Here is a 23429-nt window from a genome sequence, read left to right on the forward strand (position 1 = left end):
GCAACAAGAAATGAACAAGAGCACGGAGCCTAAGCCCCGTGCTCTTTCTGTTGCCCTCTATAACCGAGGCTGCCTACTCCAGCAGACGCTTGACGGCCTGATCCGTCGCGCGGAGTCGATCGGTCATCTCGCCGTTCTTCACGAGGAGAGTCTCCACTGTAGCGGACAGCTCCTCCAGCGTCGCCATGGATTGCTCGCTGACGGCGGCGAAGCTCTGTGTTTCCTTCTCGATCTCGCTTGAGGAGCTGCGAATCGTCTGCATCATCTCGTCAATGCTGGATACGGTGCCGGACAGCTGCTCGACCGAAGAGCCGATGTTGGAGAACGCATCGCGAGTCTCTCGTGTCAGCTCCGTGCTCTCGCGCATGCGGGAGGCAATATCGCCCATCAGACCGGAGGTTGCGCCGGCTTGCTTCTCCATCGCGGACAGGTTGCCCGAGATTTGCTCAGCCGCCGAGCTGGACAGCTCAGCCAGCTTGCGGATTTCGCCTGCGACAACGGCGAAGCCCCGGCCGCTTTCGCCTGCTCTGGCGGCTTCAATACTGGCGTTCAGCGACAGCAGGTTCGTCTGCGCCGCGATCTCCTGAATAGATGTCGTGAATGCCGACGCTTCATGAATGGTCTCGTTCAGCTTCCGAATATCGGAGGCCATCGTCTCGATATTGCTCTGGAATAAGGTGATGGCTTCGTACAGCTGCTTCACCTTCTCGCTCCCCAGCGTCGAGTTGTCGTTGGCGCTTGCGGAATTCTGCAGAAGCGTCTCAAGCGATTGCATGAGACGGCTGATCATCTCGTTGGTTTCCTGCACGGCCCCTGTAATCTGCGTAGTGGAATCTACTTGGTCGCCGGCGCCGATGGCGATCTCGCGGAACGCCACATTCATCTGCTCGAACGAATGGCCGTTCTCCTCCCCGGCCTTGCTGATCAGCGACATATGCTCGGAGATTGTCGTCACCTCGTTCATGAGCTTCTGCTGCTGCTCCTTCACCTGGCTGTTGGCGGAAGCGGACTCATTGGCGGCTTTCTCGATATCTTTGAACAGATAGCTCGAGCTGCGCAACATGAAGAACAGCATGATGACAATGATGAGATAGTAGATAATGACTGTTTCATAGCTGTCCCCAGGCACCGTGACCTTATCCTTCAGGGCGAACAGGAGGATGTACATCTTGAATGAGGTCAGCGCCACGCCGAGTACAAATGGCCATAGCCGCATATAGACAACCGACAGGGCGAGCAAATAATAGATACTGAAAACATGGGTAAAGTCCGGCATGGCAAGCATCGTAAAAAATGTAGAGGCGAACGTTAACGAGATGGCGACATAAGGAATGGCCGCAGTCCAGATACGCCGGTAATGCATCAATCCAACCAGGGAGACGGTCAGAAATGATAGAATAAGGAGCACATAGTCTCGTGTTCCCATTTGTCCGGCGCTTAGACCAACGACAGAGATGGCTGCCAGCAGGCCGATAGCGGTGATCGCTTTGAACACGAGACCGTTTTTCCTGTGCAGATCTTGAAGCATGAATGAGTTGAGGGTGCTCATGGATGATCCTCCTGTACGTGATATATAGGACTTATATCGACATGCAAGGCTTGATTACCAAGAGCAAAAGGCAACGTTTACAATTTTTTTTGAGTTTGTGTCGAATGGGGAGGACTGCGTCATGACGAATATTGAGCTGGGGTCGCTTGTGCTGAATACGAAGCTGCTTGTCTGCCTGCTGGCGGGTGCGGCTGGCGTGCTCGCGGTATGGAGCGGGGGCGGAGCAAGGGAGCGGGAGCAACGGGAGCGTGATATAAATATAGCTTGGAGCGCGGGCTTTCTCTGGCTCGCCATATGGAAGGGCAGTCTGCTCCTTATCGACCTGGAGATGGTTCTGGCCAACCCCATGTCGCTGCTGTACTTCGATGGAGGCAGGGTGGGGTTCTGGCTGGCCTCCTTGGGGGCTGCAGGCTGGGCTGGCTTCCGCTTCATGAGACTTCCCGTAAAGAGGGTGCTTGCGTTTCGTCAGCTTGTGCTGCTGATTTCCGGCTGGAGCTCTGCCTATCTCTTGGCGGTGCTGCTGCTGGCCCCCGAGGCACTCTCGTACGGACAAATTTTGTTTGCCATTCTCGCCCTCGCAGCGTGGTGGCCTGCTGGAAGGATGGAGAGGCTGGCGGAGATCGGGTCTGCAGGAGCCCCCGGCAAGAGACGTCTAGCTGCTCAACTGGGTACGCTTGTGCTCATGGCCGGACTCGTCAGCGCGGTGCTGTATGATCAGGCGAGGGCGGGCTTCGGGGCGAAGGCTCCAGAAGGCGATGGGGGAGCCGCCGCAGCCGTGGGAGCAAGTGCGGGGAAGCGGGCGCCGGGCTTCGAGCTGGAGAGCCTGGGGGGCGAGCTTGTTGCGCTGGAGGATGTCCAAGGCAGCGTCGTATTGCTTAATTTCTGGACCACCTGGTGCAGGGTGTGCAAGACGGAGATGCCGCATGTTCAGAAGCTGTATGAGTATTATCAGAATGAAGGACAGCCGGTGGAGCTGTTATCCGTCAACGTGACGAGCCAAGAGGGCAGCATGGAGGATGTGAGGCGATATATGGAGGAGTATGGCTATACCTTCCCGCTCTTGCTGGACACAAAGGGTGCCGTCACGGAGCAATTGCGCGTGAGCGCATTCCCTTCGACCTTCATTCTGGACAGCGAGGGCGTCATTCGTGAGCGCTTTGTCGGCGCGATCAGCTTCGAGGATATGCTGACCCGCATCGAACGTGTTCGGAAGGCGGAGGAAGGGTAGACCCGGAGAGCGTCGCCCCTTGTATTCAAGCATTATTTTTGGGACAATAAGAAGCATATTGCTGACTGGCCGGATGAGGCGGGTCGGCGTTCAGAAAGAGGCACAAGCATGAACCAAACAACAGCATCCATTTATGGATTAACTTTAGAGCAATTAACGACATGGCTGGCGGAGAGAGGCCATCGGAAGGGCCGTGCTCAGCAGGTCTGGGATTACCTCTACCGGAAGCGTGTCGTCTCCTTCGCGGAGATGGCGGATGTGCATGAGACGTGCAGGGCGCTGCTGGAGGAGCATTTTGTATGCCAGACGATGGCCGAGCATGTGAAGCAGGAGTCGAAGGACGGCACAATCAAGTTTCTATTCAAGCTGTATGACGGCAATTTGATCGAAACGGTGCTGATGCGCCACAAGTTCGGCTTGTCCGTCTGCGTGACGACCCAGGTCGGCTGCAACATTGGCTGCAGCTTCTGCGCAAGCGGCCTGATCGCGAAGAGCCGCGATCTGTCTGCGGGCGAAATCGTGGAGCAGATTATGCGGGTACAGCTTCACCTGGACGCCGCAGGCGAAAGCGAAAGAGTTAGCCACATCGTTGTGATGGGTATCGGCGAGCCGTTCGATAACTTTGAACATATGAGCAATTTTATCCGGGTGGTCAAGGATCATAAGGGTCTGGCGATCGGGGCGCGGCATATTACGGTGTCCACTAGCGGTCTGGCCGGCAAAATCAAGGAATTTGCGGACAGCGATCTGAACGTGAATCTCGCCGTTTCGCTGCATGCGCCGAACAATGAGCTGCGCACACGCATTATGAAGATTAACAAAGCCATTCCGATCGAGAAGCTGATGGACGGCATCGATTATTATCTCCAGAAGACAAGAAGACGGATGACGATGGAATATATCCTGCTGCGGGATGTGAATGACGGCGTCGAGCAGGCGCTTGAGCTGGCGGAGCTGATGCGCTCGCGGAGCAAGCTGGTCAACGTGAACCTTATTCCATACAACCCTGTTGACGAGCATAGCCAGTATAAGCGCAGCGAGCAGGAGGCGATTCGAGCCTTCTACGACGTGCTCAAGAAGCAGGGCATCAGCGTCAGCGTTAGGCTGGAGCACGGCACCGACATCGACGCGGCGTGCGGCCAGCTGCGAAGCAAGCAGATGCGCGCGGCGAATGAATAGCGAAATGAGTGGGGAGCCCGGTTCCGGTGGAATCGGGCTTTCTCATTTCTTACGGGCGGGGCAGCCCTTCTTAAGGAAATCTTTAGCTCCCCTTTAGGCGCTTTTATGATTTTCCAGTTATAGTGGAGAAAGTAAGAGCAGAGAGAAGAAGGGTGTGGGGAGAATGATCGAGCTGGCGAATGTCAGTCATCAATTTCGGTTAGGCAAGCGCGGGAAGGAGCGGGTCGTGCCCGTTCTGCATGATATCAGCTTGAGGGTGGAGCAGGGTGAGATTGTCGCGATCGTAGGCAGGTCGGGCTCCGGCAAGTCGACGCTGCTGAATCTCATGTCAGGGTATATCCGTCCGTCATCGGGGGAGATAAGGGTCAGAGGCCAGGCGGTTACGAGGCTGGACGAGGGAGCTTGGGCAGATTTCCGGCTGGCGAATTACGGCTTCATCTTCCAGAGCTTCCAGCTCATCGGCAGCATGACGGCTTATGAGAATGTAGAGCTGCCTCTTGTCCTGAAGGGCGCAGGGAGCGGCGAGAGGCGTGCGAAGGTAATGAGGCTGCTGGAGCAGGTTGGTATTGCTGAATGCGCCCATCATTATCCCAGTGAGCTCTCTGGTGGACAGCAGCAGCGAGTATCGGTCGCCAGATCGCTGATTCTGGAGCCGCCCATTGTGCTTGCGGACGAGCCTTCAGGCAGTCTGGACAGCGAGAACGAGAAGACGCTGCTGACGATGATTCGCCAGCTGAACCATGAGCGGGGCATTACATTCGTGATCATCACGCACGACGATCAGGTTGCGTCCATCGCTCATCGCGCGATTCGGCTGCAGGATGGCAGAATAGGAGGGCTTGTCTAGATGAAATTCAGGGATCAGCTCCGGTTCGTCCGGCAAAATATGAAAAAAAACAAAACGCGCCTGTTCATGACGGTGCTTGCTACCGCAATGGGCTGTACGTTTCTTATTGTACTGGCCTCTGTAGGCTTCGGTCTCCAGCAGAGCATCGTCGACAGTATCGTGGGTGACCGGCTTGTCACGGGCATTGACATAGCGGGCAAAAATGCGGAGCAATTAGAGGATACCAATATCTATGAGGAGGATATGAAGTCATTCCGGGAGCTTCCTGGCGTGAAGGCCGTCACCTATCGCAATTACATCGGACAATGGCTGAATCCGCAGGTGGAGGGTGCAGCGGCGGGGAGTGATCGCACCATCCAGGTTGACTTCGCGGAGGAGGCGCGAGCAGGCTTCGACCTGAGTGCGGGAAGAATGCCGGAGGCGGAGCATGAGATTGTTATCGGCTATCATATTCGGGAGCAGATGAATGAGCAAGGCGGAATGCCCGATTATCTGGACGCGTCGGAATGGCTGAACAAAACAATGACGCTCCAGGTGGAATATTACGGGGCCGGCAAGAAGCTGACAGAGCCGTTGGAGGCTGTCATTGTAGGCGTGTCGGAGCAGCCGGCCAGGGAGTGGGACCGAGACAAGAGCTTGTACCTGGGCGCGGGTATGCTGGAGAAGATTGAAGGGATAACGGGCACTCGCAACGGGGATTTGCCGTATTTTGAAGGGGAAAGCCCAACGGCTGAGCAGATTGACGCCGCGCTCGCCAGCATGGCGAAGCCAAGCGAACGGAGGAGCTATGGGGGGGTGCAGGTGGTCGCCAGCCATGGGGACAAGGTGAAGGGACTGGTGGAGACGCTGAGGAGCCAAGGCTTCTATACGCATTCCATTGTGGATGAGCTGGAGCAGGTGAACCTGATGTTCGCGATTATGAAGATAGGTCTTGTCTTCGTAGGCACCATTGCGGTGCTGATTGCTTCCATCGGCATCTTCAATACGATGACGATGGCTGTCACAGAGCGGGCTCAGGATATTGGCATCATGAAAGCGATAGGTGCGCATCCATCTGCCATCCGCAAGCTGTTCCTGCTGGAGAGCGCCATCATCGGCCTGATGGGAGCAGCGTTCGGCACCCTTGTGGCTTATGCCATCTCCATGGCCGTTAACGCGGGGCTTCCGGTAATCATAATGAGGTTTATGGAGGAGGAGGTGCCCTCGGACTTCCTGTTCTCCGTTATTCCTCCGTATCTGACTGCGCTTGCCTGCGGCATTTCTCTTGGCGTGGCGATGCTGTCGGGCTATCGTCCGGCGCTGCGCGCGACCCGCATTGATGTGTTGAGCGCGCTTCGCAGAGATGTGTAAGCGTAAGCAGCTTTCCATGAACGTGTGCTGACGTGTATTGACCAACGTGGTCAACAGGTGTTAGAATAGCATTGACCACATTGGTCAATGCTATTCGGCGTTTCACCGCCGCTGTGCCGGCCACGGGGCGGAGCGCTGTTATGGGAGGCAGTATGAAGTGTTCGACAAGTTTCTGAGTATAGAAGAAGAGAAGCGTGAGCGTGTGATCAACGCAGCGCTGGAGGAGTTTGCGCAGAAGGGCTACCAAGCTGCGTCAACGAATGCAATCGCCAAGGCGGCGGGAATCTCAAAGGGCTTGCTGTTTCATTATTTTGTGAGCAAGAAGGACCTCTGTCTGTATCTCTACGATCATGCGGCCAAGCTGCTGTCTCAAGAGATTCGCGCCAAGGTGGACCCTGAGGAGCGGGATTTGTTCGTGAAGCTTCGGCAGGTATCGGCCGTTAAGCTGCATGTATTCAAGCTTCATCCCGACATGCTTCAGTTTCTGAAGATGGCGTTCTTCGAGGAGGCGGCCGACGTTAAGGCTGAGCTGGCGGAGCGCAACAAAAGCACAGCGGCGAACGAATATTACAGCTTGTTCGCGAATATCGACCGAACCCGGTTTAAGGAAGGCGTTGACCCGGAGCGGGCGATGAATGTGGTGCTGTGGTCCATGGAGGGGCTGGGGGAGCAGGAGCGGCAGAGGCATAAGCTGATGGGCGCCGAGCTCGACGTTGACCGGCTGATGGAGGAATTCGACCGCTATATGGAGCTGTTCAAGCGAAGTTTCTATAAGGAATGAACGGGAGGGCGAAACGTATGAACGTGATTGAGCTCAAGGGTCTGACCAAAACGTACGGCGGTGCGAGGGGTATTGCCGATCTAAGCTTTACCGTAGGGCAGGGCGAAATATTCGGCTTTATCGGACCGAACGGCGCGGGCAAATCCACCACGATTAGGACGATGCTGGGATTGATCTATCCCACAAGCGGCAGCGCCAGCATCTTCGGCAAGGACTGCTTGCAGCATGGACCGGAGATTCGCAAGGAGGTAGGCTATCTGCCCTCCGAGGTGTTCTATTACGATCATATGAAGGTGAAGGACCTGCTGAGCTACTCCGCCAGCTTCTACGGCAAAGACTGCAGGAAGCGGATGCTGGAGCTGGCGGAACGGATGGAGCTGGATTTGAGCAAAAAAATCGACGACCTGTCGCTGGGCAACAAGAAGAAGGTTGGCATCGTGCAGGGGCTGCTTCATGAGCCGAAGCTGATTATTCTGGATGAGCCGACGAGCGGATTGGACCCGCTGATGCAGCAGCGATTTTTTGATCTGTTGGAGGAAGAGAACAGGAAGGGCGTTACCATTCTGTTCTCCTCCCATATTCTGAGCGAGGTGCAGCGGCTGTGCGATCGTGTCGCCATCATTAAGGAAGGCCGGCTGATTGCGCTGGAGAGGGTCGCCGAGCTGAAGGGCAGCACCTACAAGAAGATCAAGCTGCAGAGCAAGCCTGGCGCAGAGCCCGTGCCGCCTGCGATTCCAGGGGTGACCGAGTGGAAGGCGGCCCCGAATGGCGAAGCCAGCTTCCTGTACCGAGGAGATATTAACGATATTTTGCGCTGGATTGCCGATCTTGAGCTGGTTAACCTGTGGGTGGAGGAGCCGGATCTGGAGGAAATATTTATGCATTACTACGTGTCGCGGGAAGGTGCGGGCGTATGAACATGTACCGACATGAGCTGAGGATGTATCGGAGCAACACCATCCTGTGGATGGTCGCCCTCGTGGGTATCGCAGGCGTATTCATGTCTTTCTATCCTATATTTGCCGCGGAGGCTGAGCCGTTCAAGGAGCTGCTCCGGTCGATGCCCCAGGAGGTGATGGCGGCATTCGGCCTGCAGATTGACAGCATCACCTCGCTGCTGGGCTTCTACTCCTACGTGTGCCTCTATATCTCGTTATTGGGCGCCATTCAGGCGATCCATCTGGGCGCGTCCATGATGTCTGCGGAGACGAGAGCGAAGACGGCGGATTTTCTGCTGACCAAGCCGGTGACGCGCGGAGCGGTGCTGCGGTCCAAAGCGTTGGCGGCCCTTACTCTGCTGTGTGTGACGCAGGCCGTATATTTTGCGGCATCTACAGCCTTGGCTTTCCTCGTCCAGCGTGAAGCGTTCAGCTACACCGCCTTCGCTTTGATTAATGCCTCGCTGCTATTGACGCAGCTGGTGTTCCTATCGCTCGGCTTTGCGGCGGCTCTTCTGCTTCCCAGGCTGAAGACCGTGCTGCCCTTGTCGCTCGGCGTGGTGTTTTCGTTATTTATGCTGTCGGCCGTCGGGGCTTCATCGGGCGACGGGGGGCTGAGATATTTGACGCCGTTCCAATATTTCGACAGGATGCACATCGTGTGGCATGAGAGGTATGAGCCGGAGTTTCTCGTCGCAGGTGCTGCTGTCATCGCGTTATGCGTATGGTTCAGCGTCCTGCGCTGCTTGAAGCGCGATGTTCATGCCAGTTAAGGAGGCGCATCATCTCATGAATATATGGCGAAGAGAAATGAAGGCGAGTCTGAAGCCGTTGCTGATCTGGATGGCTGGTATTGTGGCGATGGTGGGCAGCGGGATGGCCAAGTTCGCAGGAATGGCGGGCTCCGGGACGGCCATGAGCGAGCTGATGGGCGGTCTGCCGAAGCCGCTGCAGGCGGTATTCGGGCTGAATGGCCTGGACATATCCACCGTCATGGGGTATTACGGCATGCTGTATATGTATCTCCTCATCATGGCGGCGGTGCATGCCTCTATGCTGGGGGCGAATGTGCTGGCGAAGGAGGAGCGGGACAAAACGGCGGAGTTTCTGTTCGTGAAGCCGATCAGCAGAGCGCGAGTGCTGCTGGAGAAGCTGCTGGCCGTTGCCTTGCAGTCGGTGCTGTTTACTGCCGTGATGGCGGTCAGCTCAATTGCGTTTGTTGCGCCGCATGGGGATGGAGGCGCCGCGGCTGTCGCGGGAGATATATGGCCATTTATGGCGGGAATGCTGCTGACGCAGTCTATATTTGGGGCAGCGGGGCTGGCCATCGCCGCATCGTCAAGCCATCCGCAGCGGGCCGTCGGGGCGTCCGCAGGCGTCATGCTGCTGGCGTTTCTGCTGTCGGTCGTCATCGACATGAGCGGGAGACTGGAGGCGGCGGGCTATTTGACGCCATTCCAATATTTTGCGGCGGAACGGCTTCTGGGGGAAGGGCTTGAGCTGAGATTTATTGTCCTATCCCTGGGCATAGCGCTGGCGTCTATTACCGTGGCTTTCCTTCGTTACGGACGCAGGGATATGCGATTGTAAATTGGAAATGGAGAGGTCGCCGAATGGCGGCCTTTTTGGCGTAGGAATGGGGGTTTGGGGTTTTATAAAGCTGGAATGAATAACTTTTATTGGAAAATGGTATGTTATGAAAGCGGCGTGAGGAACGAAGCTCTTCATACCAAGGACGTTGCTCGTCCCCGGGCAAGCCAGGGGATATCGCCGCCAAAAGCTCGACAAGCAGAAGTGGGTGAAAGGGTAGGATGAGAACATGCAGCCGCGCAGAAGCGATTCTCTGGAGTATTGCGTTTCCCGGATTCGGCCAACTGTTGAATGGTCGTTACATTAAGGGATTGCTGCTCGTCGCATTGGAATTCGTCATTAATGATCAAGCTCGTCTCAATCAGCTTATTATGAATAGCTTTCATGGAGATATAACACGGGCGATTGCCGATACCGATTACCAATGGCTGTTGTTCTATCCCTGCATTTATATGTTCGCGATTTGGGATGCCTACAGGGATGCGGGAGGCGGACAGTCGCCGTATGCCGTTGTGCCCGTTGTGTTCGGAGCATACTTCGGGACGATCGGCGTCATCTACTCCAGCAACTGGGCAGGCGCCATGTTCCTGGGACTGGCCGGCATGCTGGTCGGCTTGGGCGTCGGCCAGGTGATCAAATGGCTTCTGACCCGCCGGAGCTTGGGGGATCTGACTCGATCTTAGGTGATTGGGGCGCCGAACGCCCTTCCCCAGACGAAGCTAGCTCGTGTGGAGTCGCGCGCCGGCGAGCCGTAGCCACTCCAGCAGGCGAAGATCCGTTCCCCGAGCCGCGATAAAGCTGAGCCCAATCGGCAGGCCGCCCTCGCCGACAAGCGGGAGCGTGGCTTGCGGCAGCCCGGCCAGCCCGGCGCCGCAGCATAGCTGCAGCGTCTGCATGCGCCGCTGCTCAACCTCCGCGCCGCTGCCGTTCAGCAGCGGCGCGATCGACGGCGCGGTAGGCGCGACGATGAGCGTCGACTCGTCTAATAACGCGTCCATACGGCTTGCGGCAGCTTGGCGTACGTGTGATGCAACAAGCTGCTCCTCGCTGCTAATGGCAGCAGCCCATTGGAAGCGCTCTGCGATGCCTGGTCCGAAGCGTGGCTGCACGGAGGTTACCCATTCGCCATGCTGCGACCATATTTCCGCTCCTTGCAGCGTGCGGAACGCGTTCATCCAGGTGCTTAGGCCCTCCGGTGCAAGGGTCAATTCAGCTCTGTTAGGCGCGAGCTCGCGGAGGATGGGCAAGCAGGCGGCTAACGTATCGCGAGTATGTCCATCCGCCAATGCCCACATATCCATAGGGAGCAGGAGCCGCTTGAACCCGAGCTCGCTGTCGGCGATTGGTCCATCCGCCCCCCTTAGCCGTTCTGAGGGGGATAGGGCCTCCGTCTCCGTCTCCGGCTTCGTCGCCGTCGTCGCTCCTGAACCAAGCAGCACACGGCCCACCCGCAGCATCGTTTCCGGCTCGCGCGCCATCCAGCCGACCGTGTCGAAGCTCGGCGCAAGGGGGATCAGTCCGTCGGTGCTGACCGCGCCATGCGTTGGGCGAATGCCGTATACGCCGCAATACGCGGCAGGCACGCGTACCGAGCCTCCCGTGTCCGTGCCGACGGCGAAGTCGGCGAGTCCGGCTGCCGCCACTACGGCAGAGCCGCTTGAGGAGCCGCCTGGAATTCGTCCCGGCGCGCTCGGATTGCGCGGCGTTCCATAATGGGCATTCTCCCCGTTAATGCTGTACATCAGCTCATCCGTCATTGTCGTTCCTCTCAAGCGCGCGCCGCTCTCTAGCAGCCGCTCGATGACAGCGGCATGACGGGAGGCGGGGCCATGCGTGCGCAGCCAATCTGGATTGCCTGCGCCCGCCGTCTTACCCGCGATGTGGAACACGTCTTTGACCGCGAAGGCGAGTCCGCTCAGAGGTCCTCTCGCGGCAGCCTCAATGATCAGGCTTTCGTTCACATAGGCGTTCCATACATCATTCATCCCTGTCGTCCTCCCTCGTTCCCATTCACCAGCCAATCGCTCCGCCGTCGCTGCGGGGGTCCGCTCCCCCTTGCAGGAACCCGTGCTCATCCCGGCGGATCGCGCAGGCATGCCCCATAATGCCGTCGAAGTCTGCAACCTGACGCACGGCATGGCCGGCTGCTGCCAGCCGTCGCGCCACGTCGGCGTCGATACGGCCCTCCAGCTTAAGCTCCTGCGTCGGCTCGCCCCATGTTCGTCCCCACACCCAGCGGGGCTCGTGGATGGCCTGCTGCGGATTCATGCCGTAATCCACCATCCGCGTGAAGAGGGCCGTCTGCGTCTGGGGCTGTCCTTCGCCGCCCTGCGTGCCATATAGAATCGAAGGCTTGCCATCCACGCATGACATCGCGGGCATAAGCGTATGGAAGGTCCGTTTGAACGGCTGGAGCCGGTTGACATGGCCGGGATTAAGCGAGAAGAAGGAGCCGCGGTTCTGCAGCAGAATGCCGGTATCGCCTGCCACGACGCCGGACCCGAATTCGAAGTACAGGCTCTGGATAAAAGAAACCGCATTCCCTTCCCCGTCCACAACGGCCGCGTAAGCTGTGTCGGTGCCGAGCGGCTTCGACGCGATCTCTGCCGCCCGGTCGAGGCGAATGGAGTCCGCCAGCTCGGCGGCGTAGCTCTTGGAGAGCAGGCGGCCCAGCGGAATATCGGCGAAATCCGGGTCCGTCAGATAGGCGTTGCGGTCGCGGAAGCTAAGCTTCAGCGCTTCTACGCACAGCTGATAATATTCGTATGAGCCGTGCTCCACCGTCGAGAGATCAACATGCTCCAGAATCTGCAGCGCCAGGATGCCGGAGAAGCCCTGCGAATTCGGCGGCATCTGGTACAGCGTATGCCCCCTGTAGGAGCCGGAGATGGGCTCGACCCAGTCCCCCTGATGATCGGCCAGATCGTCTAACGTCAGCAATCCGCCGTTCTTCAGCAGGAAGGATGCGATCTCCTTCGCGGTATCCCCTTTATAAAATTCATCCCGTCCATGCTCCGCAATTCGCTTAAGCGTCCGCGCCATCGCCAATTGCCTGAATCGTTCGCCCGGAGCGGGCGGCTTGCCGCCGGGCAGATAGATGGCCGCTGTCTCCGCCATTGCGCCCAGCACGCCCGCATGCTGCGAGGCGTTCGAGAATTGGTCGCGCGTCATGGCGAAGCCGTGCTGGGCGTAATGGATGGCGGGTGCGAGAAGCTCGCCCCAGCCGAGCTTCCCGTACCGGCTGTGAACGGCATGCCAGCCATCTACCATGCCCGGAACCGTCACGATGCTTCGAATGCCGCGCCTCGGAATTTCATTCACGTCAGCGTAAGCCTGCAGGCCCGCGGCATAACCCGAGCGGCCGCTGGCGTTGTAGCCCCGGACAGCGCCTTCGCCTTGATGATAGGTCAACCAGAAGGAGTCGCCGCCCATGCTTGTCATATGGGGATAGACGACGGCAAGGCAGGCGCTGATCGCTACGGCCGCGTCAAATGCATTGCCGCCCCTCTCCAGTATGCGCGCTCCCGCGGCGCTTGCCAGCACGTGAGGGCTGACGACCATGGTTTCGCCGCCGATGACCGGTTGGTTCATGTAGATCACTCCTATGTGAAGCGCGCGGCTTCTATATGTGGAAGGATAGATGACATTGAATCTTGGCTTTAACATAACACCTTCCTTGTGAAGTCGCAATACAAAAGTAAGAAAATATAACAGAAGTGATTGAAAACGTATGAATTCAAGTTTATGATATGACATATCGTAATCATATGATTTGTTTTATTTTCTAAATGACAGTTTGGTTGCAGTGTTGAGCGGAGGGGTCGGAGGGTGAAGGAACATATGGAGCATCTATCAAAGCCGATTGAAATTGATGAGGTGGATCGGAAAATTATTAAGGAATTGAATATGAACGGAAGAATTTCTTACACGGATTTGGCCAAGGAAATCGGCTTGTCGAGGGTGGCCGTTCAGGCGCGGGTGAACGCCTTGATGGAAGCGGGCGTCATCGAGCGATTCACGGCGGTCATCAACCCGGAGAAGATCGGCATCGCGGTGTCGGCTTTTTTCAATGTGGAGGTGGAGCCGAAGCATCTGCACGCGGTAGCGGACCGGCTGGCGGACGAACCGTACGTGACGAGCCTGTATCATATGACGGGTCCGAGCAAGCTGCATATGCATGGATTGTTCCGCGACAACGCGGAGATGGAGCGATTCATGCGAGAAACGTTGTACGTGCTGCCGGGCATTACGGATGTGGATTGTCAGCTGCTGATCAACCGGTATAAGAGCCGGATGGGAATGAGGTTGTAAGCGATGGGAGAGACGAGCTCGGGTAATGCCTACATGCAGCTGTCATGGGCGATGATGAAGACGGGGGTGCTGGGGTACGGCGGCGGTCCGTCGGTCATTCCGCTGATCCGCTACGAGGCGGTAACGCATTACAAGTGGCTGAATGACGAGGAATTCGGCGAAATATTGGCGCTGGCCAACGCACTGCCGGGCCCAATCGCGACCAAGATGGCGGCGTATCTCGGTTATCACAAGAAGGGCGTGCTGGGGGCGACGGTATCTGTGCTTGCTCATATTGTCCCGTCTGGCATTGCGATGATTGTGCTGCTGTCGGCGGTGCAATGGCTCAGCGGCTCGGCGATCGTGCAGGGCATGATCGGGGCGGTTATTCCCGTCATCGCGGTCATGCTGGGCGTGATGGCGTACGAATTTGGCGAAAAAGCGGTGAAAGGGCTAGGCCTCTATCTGGGGATCGGCTTCTTCGCCCTGGCGTTTGGCCTGTTGCAGCTCGTGCAGCTTCATCCGGCGATTGTCATCATAATGTTTCTGGGATATGGAGCCTTCCATATGCGCGCGTCGGCGGCCTGGAAGCGGAGGCGCGAGGAACGCCGAGAAGGGAATAATCCCTCTGAACGGGATAATCAGAGTGATCAGGATCATCGGAATGATACATCTGTAAGGGAGGAGGGGTGACGAATGGATGTGATGGAATGGCTGTGGCTGCTCATCGGCTTCTTCATCGCCAACGTGCTGGGGTACGGAGGCGGTCCCGCCTCGATTCCCCTTATGTACCGGGAGATCGTAACGAACCACGCTTGGGCGACGCCGGAGGAGTTCTCCAACATTCTGGCGCTCGGCAACGCGCTGCCCGGCCCCATCGCCACGAAGATCGCGGCGTTCGTCGGGTACGACGTCGGCGGCTGGATCGGCGCAATCGTCGCGCTGGCCGCTACGATCGTGCCGTCGGCTGCGGCGCTAATTATTCTGCTGAACATCCTGCAGAAGCATCGCCAGTCGCCGATCGTGAAGGGGATGACGCTGCTCGTGCAGCCGGTCATCGCCATTATGATGCTGGTGCTGACCTGGCAGATGGGCGAATCCGCCGTGGAGTCGATCGGCTGGCTGCAGTCGCTCATCATTGCTGCAATCGCCTTCTGGCTGATGCAATTCCGCAGGGTGCATCCCGCCATTGTGATCGTGGCAGCGTTCGCTTATGGCGGCATTGTTATTCCTGTGTTGCCGGCTTGAGCCCCTGGGATGGAGTTAGCCGGGGAGAAAACGCCGATAGCGCTCCTCGTCATACCCGGACGCTTCGGCTAGCAGCTGCTCCAGCGTCATTCCGCGAGCATGAAGCTCGTCGATGGCAAGATCCGCGCGGATGCGGCCGCCATGCATGACGATGGCTCGGTCGATGATATGCTCAATCTCGTCCGCCAGATGCGTTGAGATCAGAAAGGTCTCGTCCTCCTTCAGACTCGTGACCATCAGCTTCAGGAAGTCCCGCCTGGCGAACACGTCCTTTCCTTGGAACGGCTCATCCATCAGAATCAGCTTCGCGCCCTTGGAGAAGCCCGCGCATATCTCCAGCTTGGAGCGCTGGCCCCGGGACATCTTGCTAACCTTGATCCGGTCATTCAGCTCAAAGAAGTCAAGCAGTTGCTCATACCGCACTCGGTCGAATCGGGGGTAGAAGTCCGCGAGGAATTCGGCGAACTCGGCCGCATTCATGTCGGCGGGGATGCTGCCTTCTTCGGTGATGTAGGCGACTTCCGCATATTGCTCCCGGATTGGCCGGCCGTTCCAGGCTACGCTGCCCTGCTCCAGCTCCGTTAATCCCATGATGGCCTTAAGCAGTGTAGTCTTGCCGGCGCCATTGGGGCCGAGCAGGCCGACGATGGCTCCTCTCTGTACGGTTAAGGCTCCCACGGACATAGAAGCGTGTTTGTACATGATGAACAAGTCACTCAGCTCCAGCATCTCGCCTCTCCTCTCTCTAATCTGTTGATCGGAACAACACGTCTTCCATCTGGCGATAGCGGTACGGCTCGTATTGGAATTGGTAAGGCTCCGCCAAATGCTGCTCCTGCACGAGGTCGTCGTTCATGTCGGTCACAAGCTCTCCGCGATAGATTAGTTCCCCGGCTTCATAGGCTTCGATGAAGAAGGAACGTATCTTTAAGTCGTCATAACGGGTGAACAGATCCGGAGGCTGCGAGAGCATCCGCTTGAAGGCGTACAGCTTGCCGTCCCGGAAGCTGAACCTGCTGTACTCCTCGATTGGCTCCGCATCCCGGACGGGATGAACGAGAGACTGTTCATGAACAAGCTGGACTCCCTCCCGGAGGGACAAGCTTATGATGGCAAGATGATTCTCCAAGGACGTTGAATTTGTGCTCGTAAGCTTGAGGGTCAGGATGCCCGTGTCGTCGTCTGCATACGCATCGTAGTTTTCCCGGTAAGTCTCGCCATCCGGCCGCTGTCCGCCTTCTACAGTTGTGGTATGTACGAATGTGTCGAGCGCAGCCTCGCCAATGATCTCGCCACTGTCGGCATCGAAGCCTCTCACGACTATTCGTCCGTCGACAAGCGCGATGAGAGCCAGCTTGCCGTCCACGGCTTCCAGCCCGAGCACCTCGAGTCCTTGCAGCTCATCACGCGAATTTCCTTCCAAGTCGAGCTCCGCAATCCGCTTTGTTGCGGGCTGCTCCGAATCTTCTCCTTGCATCGTATTGCGCCCGGAGAAACGGATGACCTCATAGATTCCGCTGCTTCCCGTATAATCTCGGGTCGTTGTCGGCGCGTAGAAGACGCGGTCTCCGATAAAGGCGAGTCCCTTCTCTTGATAGTTCGTATGCGCTCGACTATTTGCGGCACTGTGATAGACAAGCGACGGATCGATGAATGCCATCCCGCCGAAGTCACCGCGAAAGCCGTCTATATTGTCGAAATACCGAACCTCGTAATCGTCATTGGATGTGAAGGACGGATAAATCTCGTAGAAACGGTCGCCGACAGGCAACGGCATGCCGGGTGCATAGTAAGTATTCAGATTGCGCGGCTCGTCATGCACTTTCGTTTGTTTCGTTATGCGCCCGTCCGCCCAGCGGAAGCGCATCTCGTGATAGCCGTCGCGAATCGCGCCTTCGACCGCGATGCCGTCAAGCGCGGAGCGGTCGCCGAGCAGGTCGACGAGCTCTATCGTTCCGTTGTTCCGCGAGGTGTCGATGACGAATAACGTGATAAGGATTATCCCGGCGCTAAGCGCGGCGAGTAATAGAGCGGCATGTCTTCTACCTATACGCATGAGCTTAAGTCCTCCCCTTTCTTATCCAATAGCGCCGCGCTTCACAAGCCGCATGCCATGCCAAGCAAACCATGCGGAGAAGGCCAGCAGAATGAGGCTGTTGGCTTGCAGGCTGAAGGTTTCGAATGGAGATGCGGGCATGTTCATTCGATAAGTCAGCGCTCGAATAAGGGTGTAGATTGCTGCGGCAAGCACGGCGAAGCCCCAGTATCGCTTGCTCCTCTCGCAGATGGCTGCGTAACAGAGGCCGGTCGCCAAAGCGGCGCCGATGCTGAGCGTGGAGAGCAGGGCTTGCGCGTTGGATGGCAGCGCGATGCTCAGAAAGCTCGACCGAATTGCGGCAAGGAATACTCCGTTGTGAGGAGCGGTCAGAAAGGTTGTTGCGCCGCTGATTTGCCCTTCTACCATCCCGAAGCCGATCCAGATACTGAGAGCGAGCGCCGCCCACAGCGTCATCAAGGAGATAATGAGCGCCAGCAGCTTGCTGAAGTAGAGAGCCTCCCTGCGGACGGGCAGCGCCAGCAGCGTATAGATGCTGCGGCTACTCGAATAATGGGAGTAGAACGATCTGAGGAACAAGCCCAGCATCGCCGCCAGATATACAAGGAATACCATCATGCAGCCAGACTCCGCATAAATCGTCTCGTATCGCTGATATATCGCAAAGCTGTGATTCATATGGATGGACAGGAACATAAGCGGAGAGATAACGGCGCCAAGCGATAGCAGCAGAACACCCCGCAGCATCGTGCCGAGCTCATAGTTCAGCAGTCGGTAGAAGCTTTTCATTTGCAATCCTCCTCATCGTTATTGCTGTGATTGATGTATTACTGAACTAATACATGCTGCTCATGAAAAAAACGGCGTCAAGGCCGCTCCCAATGCTCGCTCACCAGCTCGATGACCTTTTTGAACGACAGATTAATTTCCTTCGCCGATAAAATAAACGACACAACGAGCCCGCGCGTCAGTTCTTCCTCGATCCGTGCCAATAATTCCGCATCCGCATAGATGACGCTGCCCTGATTGCCGCTCGTATGAACGAAGCCTTCCTCCTCCATTAGCTTGAACGCTTTCTGGACCGTGTTGGGATTGACGTTCAGCTGCGCTGCAATATCCCTTCTGGAGGGAAGCCGGTCGCCCGAGGCCACGCGTCCGAGAAGAAGCTGGCGCTTGACGTAGCCGGCAATCTGCATATATACCGGCTCCTTGCCGTCTAATGCCAGCTCTTTGAAGTGAAGCACAATCGGTCACCATCCTCTTCTTACCATGTATTATATGGATAATACACTAGCGTTGTAAAGCGCCAGGCGAAGTTTTCTCTATACTGGGCTTATATTTCAACGCGGGAAGGTATGTTCCCCGCCAATGGGCGGGGCAGCCGTTGACGCTTGCGAGCGGCATAGCGCTCAAAGCTGTGACGTGCGAGCAATTGTGTAATATGCTCAAAACGGCTGTATTTTTTTGGGGGAGACGCACAATGACAATGAACGGGGAAGCGATTATGATGAAGGCATGAAATAGAATGATAACAATGCGGGGCCGCCTTCGGGCGGCCTTGTTAGCCACCATAGAAAGGCAGGCGAACGACATGATTCCGAGTGAAAAGTTCGATCTCGTCATCCGGGGCGGATCGGTTGTGCTGAAGGATGTCGTCGGCGTGATGGATATCGGCATTAAGGACGGACGAATTGTCGAGATTGGCGCTCTCGGCGACGTGCCGGACGCTATCGAATTCGATGCCACGGGCTTAACCGTAATGGCAGGCATGGTTGACGCGCACGTGCATCTGAACGAGCCGGGGCTGGGCGATTGGGAAGGCTTCCGAACAGGCACGGCGGCACTGGCGGCAGGCGGTGTTACGACGTATATCGATATGCCGCTGAACGGACTGCCGCCGACCGTGACGGTGGCGGCGTTGGAGCAGAAGCTTGCCGCTGCCCGCAGCAGCTCCTATGTGGACTTTGCGTTATGGGGCGGTCTTGTGCCAGGCAAGCTGGAGCATCTAGCGCCGCTGCGCGAGGCCGGCGTTGCCGGCTACAAGGCCTTCATGTCGACGGCCGGAGGTCCTGGCGAAGACGCCTTCCGCGAGGTTGACGATTATACGCTGCTGGAGGGCATGAAGCGAATCGCTGCGGAGGGCAAGGTGCTGGCGCTCCATGCGGAGAGTGAGCCGATCGTCTCCAAGCTGGCGGAGGAGATGCGGGTAGCAGGGCGCGTATCGGCGGGCGACTATACCGCTTCCCGGCCAATTATCGCCGAGCTGGAAGCGGTGAATCGGGCGTTATTTTATGCGGAACAGACGGGCTGTGCCCTTCATTTCGTCCATATAAGCAGCGAAGCGGGGGTGAGGGCGATTGAAAGCGCGAAGCGGCGCGGGCTCGATGTCACGCTGGAGACATGCCCGCATTACCTCAAGCTGACGGACGCATCGCTGGCGACGAAGGGAGCGGCTGCCAAGTGCGCGCCTCCGCTGCGAAGCGCCGAGGAGCAGGAGAAGCTTTGGCGGGCAGTAACTGAGGGCTGTGTCGATATGATCGCTTCCGACCATTCGCCCTGTCCGGAAGAGATGAAGGCGGGAGACGACATATTCGCGGCCTGGGGCGGCATTGCGGGCGCGCAAAGCTCGATGGAGCTGATGATTGGGGAGGGCCACGTGAAACGCGGCATACCGCTCACGAAGCTGACCCGCATGCTCAGCCTGGAGCCAGCCCGTCGGTTCGGGTTATCCAGCCGCAAGGGGGAGATCCGGATTGGAGCGGACGCTGATCTGGCGCTGCTCGATCTGAACGCCGGCTATGTGCTGGAGCGGGAGGGGCTGTACCACAAGCACAAGCATAGTCCGTACATCGGAGAGACGATGCATTGCGCCATTCAGGCGACAATATCGCGCGGGCGGGTGATCTATAACAGGCGGACGGGAATTGAGGGGGAGCCGGAAGGGGAATGGCTGCGCTGCAAGTAAGCTGGGCACAAGGGAGTTGACAATGATGGGACTGGACGCGCCGCTCTCAGAGCAAACAAAGGAAGAGCTGCTGCAGCGCCTGGAGATGCTGGTCATGAATCTCTTGGAGGAGCTCGCCCTTTACTCGTCAAGCGAAGGCTCGGGTGTGACTCGGCTGCTCTTCTCCAAGGAATGGCTGAAGGCCCAGCAGGCGCTGAAGGAGATTATGGGGAATAATGGGCTGGTTCCCTCGTTCGACGAGGCGGGCAACTTATATGGAACTTTACAGGGCAGCCAAGCTGAGCTGCCCGCTGTCATAACGGGCTCCCATATTGATACCGTCGTGAACGGGGGGCGATATGACGGAGCGTATGGGATCGCGGCGGCGCTTGCTGCGGTGCAATATTTGCGGGAGACATACGGTCCTCCGCTTCGCAGCATTGAGGTCGTGTCGCTCAGCGAAGAAGAAGGAAGCCGATTCCCTATGGCGTACTGGGGCTCCGGAAGCATAACGGGAGAGCGCGGGTTCGCGGACATCGCGAATCTGGAGGATGGCGACGGCGTCCCGTTCTTGCAAGCGATGAAGGCGTGCGGCTTCGGCGAAGGAAGTGCCCGAACGGCCCTCAGGGAGAAGGGCTCTATGGCGGCTTTTATTGAGCTGCATATTGAGCAAGGCGCCGTGCTGGAGCGTGAGGGCTTGTCCGTCGGCGTCGTGGATGCGATCGTCGGGCAGCGGCGATTCGTCGTAACGGTGACCGGGGAAGCCAATCATGCAGGCACGACGCCGATGCATATGCGCAAGGACGCGCTGGAAGGCGCGTGCGCAATGGTTATTTTGCTGCGGGAGGAGGCTGCGCGGCATGGGGAGCCGCTAGTCGCTACGGCCGGTCGAATGACCGTGCATCCTAACGTGCCGAATGTTGTGCCGGGGAAGGTGGAATTTACCGTTGACATCAGGCACTCCGATCCGGTGAGGCTGGAGGCGTTCTGCGGCTGGTTCTCCGAAGCCTTCCGCGAGGCAGCGAATCATAGAGGACTGGCTTTTGCCTGCGCCGAGTGGTTCAGGGAGGAGCCGACTCCAATGGACAGCCGGTTGAAGGGAATGCTGGACGCCGCGTGCGGGGGTCTTGGCGTATCCTATCGCCGCATGGTGAGCGGAGCAGGGCATGACGCGCAGATGTTCAGCCGCATTTGCCCTTCCGCCATGCTGTTTGTGCCGAGCCGGGGCGGTATCTCGCATTCGCCGGAGGAGTATACGGCTCCGAGTGAGCTTGCTGTCGGCGCACTTGTGCTGGCGAAGCTGTTGTACCGACTAGGTTATGAGGGGGAGCTTGCGTGATGAGAAGCTATATGGATTTGGCGCCGTCGCCGCGGACGATTATGACGCCGGGCCCGGTCGAGGTTGATCCTCGCGTTCTGCGGGCGATGTCGTATCCGATCCTGGGGCAGTTCGATCCCGAATTCACAGGGCTTATGAACGAGACGATGGAGATGCTGCGCGAGGTGTTTGTGACGGGCAACCAGTGGGCTTATCCCGTGGACGGCACGTCCCGCTCCGGCATTGAGGCGGTGCTCGTCAGCCTAATCGAGCCGGGAGACAAGGTGCTTGTGCCCATATACGGACGATTCGGGCACTTGCTTGTCGAGATTGCAAGGCGCTGCGGCGCCGACGTCGTAAGGCTGGAGAAGGAATGGGGGACGGTGTTCGCGGCCGAGGAGATCCTATCGGCGATTCGGACGCATCAGCCGCGCCTCGTGGCTGTGGTGCATGGCGAGACATCGACGGGCCGGCTGCAGCCGCTCGATGGGCTCGGGGATGCCTGCCGCGAGATCGACGCGCTGCTCGTTGTGGATGCGGTCGCCACGATTGGCGGCGTGAAGGTGGCGACGGACGAGTGGGGGATTGATGCGGTCATCGGCGGCACGCAGAAATGCCTGTCCGTTCCGTCGGGGCTTGCGCCCGTTACGTATAATAGCCGGGCAGAAGCAAAGCTGCTGAAGCGCAAGCGCATTGAACGCGGACTATTAATGAGTGACGAGGAGGCGCAGCACAATCTGGTGCCGCGGCCAATTCAGAGCAACTATCTCGACCTGAGCCAGCTGCAGGATTATTGGAGCCCCGCCCGGTTGAACCATCACACGGAGGCGACCACGATGCTGTACGCCCTGCGCGAAGGGCTGCGACTTGTTCTGCAAGAAGGACTGGAGGCGAGGTTTGCCCGCCATCGTGAGCAGGAAGCGGCGCTTGTGGCGGGCATTGAAGCGATGGGGCTGACGCTGTATGGCGATCCATCCTGCAAGATGCCGGTCGTCACCTGCATCGAAATTCCGGAAGGAATTGACGGCGAATCCGTCCGCTCGATGCTGCTCAGCGATTTCGGCATCGAGATCGCCAGCTCGTTCGGCCCGCTGAAGGGCCGAATCTGGCGGATCGGCACGATGGGCTACAGCTGCAGCAAGCGTAATGTGCTGCTGACGCTGGGCGCCTTCGAGGCCGTACTGCTGCGGCACGGCTGCAAGCTGGACGCGGGAGCCGGGCTGCAGGCGGCGATGGACGTTTATGGGATTGGGTAGTCTTTCAACGAATCGTTATTCAGTCCGAGCTATGGACATTCATTATAAGAGGCACCTGAATAGGTAATAAATGATATTTGTGCCAGATGAATAATGCTTAGATTTCCGGCGTGTATGCATACAGCAATTCGCTCTCGCTCTACCGAAAGCAGGACACCGCATACAGGCTCGGTCTCGTTCGCCAGATACACTTGCACGGAGCAGCCGATGAGGAGGAGCAGGAAGGAGCGGAGGGGAATGCCGAAGAAGAGATTCATCAGCTCGGCGCTTCTCCCGACAATTTCCCCAAAGCACAATGTAATGGCTCTACGCGTGCATTCGTCAAGATTTAAGAGACTGGGCTCATGCCCGTCCGCCTGATGCTGCATACTTGATTGGCTGCGAATCGATGACAGTCGAATGAACGGAATGAGCCGCTGCTCCTCCCTATTTGCCAATAGAATGAAATCCCCCCCTGCCGCAGCGAGCCAACCGGAAGCAGGCTCTGCCCCTTCTACAGACAACGAGGCGGTCACGCGCTGCCCCTTGAGGGCGTGCAGGTCCAGCTGCAGCTGCCGCTGGTTGCCGGGATTAATGGCGGGCGAATCCTGAGGATTGCCGAGTGTCCTCAGCGTTTGATTCATCTCAGCTATGCAAGCCCGCAGGTGGTGCAGCTTCTCTGGCGGCAACGGGCTGGTCGGCGAATGGAATCGGGGAGTCGGCACGCGCGGCGGGCAGGCGGGAGGGGAGCAGGGATCTACCGCGACTGCGGGCAGCAATTCCTGCTGCCCGCAGGGTAAGGCATCGTGATGGCAGAATGTATACGAATGGCTTGACTTGAAAAGGCTATTCCCGTTGAATGGATGGTGCATCCTG

Annotated in this window: 23 protein-coding genes; 15 read left to right on the top strand and 8 right to left on the bottom strand. The window is 57.8% G+C overall.

Features of this window, described 5'->3' with window-relative positions; genetic code table 11:
* Window positions 1-73: 73 nt before the first annotated feature.
* Window positions 74-1549 (bottom strand): methyl-accepting chemotaxis protein, encoded by a 1476-nt coding sequence (locus tag AB1S56_RS02400; RefSeq protein WP_340870169.1) that lies wholly within the window; start codon window positions 1547-1549, stop codon window positions 74-76.
* 121 nt (window positions 1550-1670) lie between these two features.
* Here AB1S56_RS02400 and AB1S56_RS02405 point away from each other — a divergent pair, with 121 nt between their 5' ends.
* From AB1S56_RS02405 to AB1S56_RS02445, 9 genes are all read left to right on the top strand, one after another.
* Window positions 1671-2777, top strand: a complete 1107-nt coding sequence (locus AB1S56_RS02405) for a TlpA disulfide reductase family protein (protein WP_340870168.1) — start codon at window positions 1671-1673, stop codon at window positions 2775-2777.
* 108 nt (window positions 2778-2885) lie between these two features.
* Complete coding sequence (gene rlmN, locus AB1S56_RS02410; protein ID WP_340870167.1) at window positions 2886-3956, top strand: 23S rRNA (adenine(2503)-C(2))-methyltransferase RlmN; 1071 nt, start codon at window positions 2886-2888, stop codon at window positions 3954-3956.
* A gap of 163 nt (window positions 3957-4119) precedes the next feature.
* The gene (locus tag AB1S56_RS02415) at window positions 4120-4803 is read left to right on the top strand and encodes an ABC transporter ATP-binding protein (RefSeq protein ID WP_340870263.1); all 684 of its coding nucleotides are present in this window, start codon (window positions 4120-4122) and stop codon (window positions 4801-4803) included.
* Entirely contained in the window at window positions 4804-6153 is a 1350-nt protein-coding gene (locus AB1S56_RS02420) for an FtsX-like permease family protein (RefSeq protein WP_340870165.1), read from the top strand.
* Between the two features lie 157 nt (window positions 6154-6310).
* The gene (locus AB1S56_RS02425; protein ID WP_340870163.1) at window positions 6311-6934 is read left to right on the top strand and encodes a TetR/AcrR family transcriptional regulator; all 624 of its coding nucleotides are present in this window, start codon (window positions 6311-6313) and stop codon (window positions 6932-6934) included.
* Between the two features lie 17 nt (window positions 6935-6951).
* Entirely contained in the window at window positions 6952-7851 is a 900-nt protein-coding gene (locus AB1S56_RS02430) for an ABC transporter ATP-binding protein (RefSeq protein ID WP_340870162.1), read from the top strand.
* Complete coding sequence (locus AB1S56_RS02435) at window positions 7848-8645, top strand: ABC transporter permease (RefSeq protein WP_340870161.1); 798 nt, start codon at window positions 7848-7850, stop codon at window positions 8643-8645. The genes AB1S56_RS02430 and AB1S56_RS02435 overlap by 4 nt, the downstream gene beginning before the upstream one ends.
* A gap of 16 nt (window positions 8646-8661) precedes the next feature.
* Window positions 8662-9462 (top strand): ABC transporter permease subunit, encoded by an 801-nt coding sequence (locus AB1S56_RS02440; protein ID WP_340870160.1) that lies wholly within the window; start codon window positions 8662-8664, stop codon window positions 9460-9462.
* A gap of 221 nt (window positions 9463-9683) precedes the next feature.
* Window positions 9684-10145, top strand: a complete 462-nt coding sequence (locus tag AB1S56_RS02445; RefSeq protein ID WP_340870159.1) for a hypothetical protein — start codon at window positions 9684-9686, stop codon at window positions 10143-10145.
* Window positions 10146-10181: 36 nt separating this feature from the next.
* On the opposite strand, the gene AB1S56_RS02450 is transcribed toward AB1S56_RS02445, so the two are convergent.
* Both AB1S56_RS02450 and ggt read right to left on the bottom strand, forming a co-directional pair.
* On the bottom strand, window positions 10182-11447 hold the full coding sequence (locus AB1S56_RS02450) for an amidase family protein (protein WP_340870157.1): 1266 nt from the start codon (window positions 11445-11447) through the stop codon (window positions 10182-10184).
* A 25-nt stretch (window positions 11448-11472) separates the two neighbouring features.
* A complete protein-coding gene (gene ggt, locus AB1S56_RS02455) occupies window positions 11473-13053 on the bottom strand; it encodes a gamma-glutamyltransferase (protein ID WP_340870156.1) in 1581 nt (526 codons plus the stop codon).
* A 249-nt stretch (window positions 13054-13302) separates the two neighbouring features.
* On the opposite strand from ggt, the gene AB1S56_RS02460 reads away from it, so the two are divergent.
* From AB1S56_RS02460 to AB1S56_RS02470, 3 genes are read left to right on the top strand one after another with little or no spacing between them, the layout of a single operon-like run.
* Window positions 13303-13773 (top strand): Lrp/AsnC family transcriptional regulator, encoded by a 471-nt coding sequence (locus AB1S56_RS02460; RefSeq protein ID WP_340870262.1) that lies wholly within the window; start codon window positions 13303-13305, stop codon window positions 13771-13773.
* A gap of 3 nt (window positions 13774-13776) precedes the next feature.
* Window positions 13777-14445, top strand: a complete 669-nt coding sequence (locus tag AB1S56_RS02465) for a chromate transporter (protein WP_340870155.1) — start codon at window positions 13777-13779, stop codon at window positions 14443-14445.
* Between the two features lie 9 nt (window positions 14446-14454).
* Window positions 14455-15000, top strand: a complete 546-nt coding sequence (locus AB1S56_RS02470; RefSeq protein WP_340870261.1) for a chromate transporter — start codon at window positions 14455-14457, stop codon at window positions 14998-15000.
* A 15-nt stretch (window positions 15001-15015) separates the two neighbouring features.
* Here AB1S56_RS02470 and AB1S56_RS02475 read toward each other — a convergent pair whose 3' ends face one another.
* The 4 genes from AB1S56_RS02475 to AB1S56_RS02490 all read right to left on the bottom strand — a co-directional run bounded on the left by AB1S56_RS02475 (window position 15016) and on the right by AB1S56_RS02490 (window position 18300).
* Window positions 15016-15729, bottom strand: a complete 714-nt coding sequence (locus AB1S56_RS02475; protein ID WP_340870154.1) for an ABC transporter ATP-binding protein — start codon at window positions 15727-15729, stop codon at window positions 15016-15018.
* A gap of 16 nt (window positions 15730-15745) precedes the next feature.
* Window positions 15746-17056: a hypothetical protein gene (locus AB1S56_RS02480; RefSeq protein WP_340870151.1), complete on the bottom strand. Its 1311-nt coding sequence runs from the start codon at window positions 17054-17056 to the stop codon at window positions 15746-15748.
* A 21-nt stretch (window positions 17057-17077) separates the two neighbouring features.
* The gene (locus tag AB1S56_RS02485; RefSeq protein ID WP_340870150.1) at window positions 17078-17845 is read right to left on the bottom strand and encodes a hypothetical protein; all 768 of its coding nucleotides are present in this window, start codon (window positions 17843-17845) and stop codon (window positions 17078-17080) included.
* Between the two features lie 77 nt (window positions 17846-17922).
* A complete protein-coding gene (locus tag AB1S56_RS02490) occupies window positions 17923-18300 on the bottom strand; it encodes a GntR family transcriptional regulator (protein WP_340870149.1) in 378 nt (125 codons plus the stop codon).
* 347 nt (window positions 18301-18647) lie between these two features.
* Here AB1S56_RS02490 and allB point away from each other — a divergent pair, with 347 nt between their 5' ends.
* From allB to AB1S56_RS02505, 3 genes are read left to right on the top strand one after another with little or no spacing between them, the layout of a single operon-like run.
* The gene (gene allB / locus AB1S56_RS02495; RefSeq protein WP_340870147.1) at window positions 18648-20021 is read left to right on the top strand and encodes an allantoinase AllB; all 1374 of its coding nucleotides are present in this window, start codon (window positions 18648-18650) and stop codon (window positions 20019-20021) included.
* Between the two features lie 22 nt (window positions 20022-20043).
* On the top strand, window positions 20044-21339 hold the full coding sequence (locus AB1S56_RS02500) for a M20 family metallo-hydrolase (protein WP_340870146.1): 1296 nt from the start codon (window positions 20044-20046) through the stop codon (window positions 21337-21339).
* Entirely contained in the window at window positions 21339-22574 is a 1236-nt protein-coding gene (locus AB1S56_RS02505; RefSeq protein ID WP_340870260.1) for an alanine--glyoxylate aminotransferase family protein, read from the top strand. The genes AB1S56_RS02500 and AB1S56_RS02505 overlap by 1 nt, the downstream gene beginning before the upstream one ends.
* A gap of 29 nt (window positions 22575-22603) precedes the next feature.
* Here AB1S56_RS02505 and AB1S56_RS02510 read toward each other — a convergent pair whose 3' ends face one another.
* On the bottom strand, window positions 22604-23425 hold the full coding sequence (locus tag AB1S56_RS02510; RefSeq protein ID WP_340870144.1) for a hypothetical protein: 822 nt from the start codon (window positions 23423-23425) through the stop codon (window positions 22604-22606).
* Window positions 23426-23429 lie beyond the last annotated feature (4 nt).

This window comes from Paenibacillus sp. PL2-23 (genome assembly GCF_040834005.1).
In the GTDB taxonomy this organism is placed as follows: Bacteria; Bacillota; Bacilli; order Paenibacillales; family Paenibacillaceae; genus Pristimantibacillus.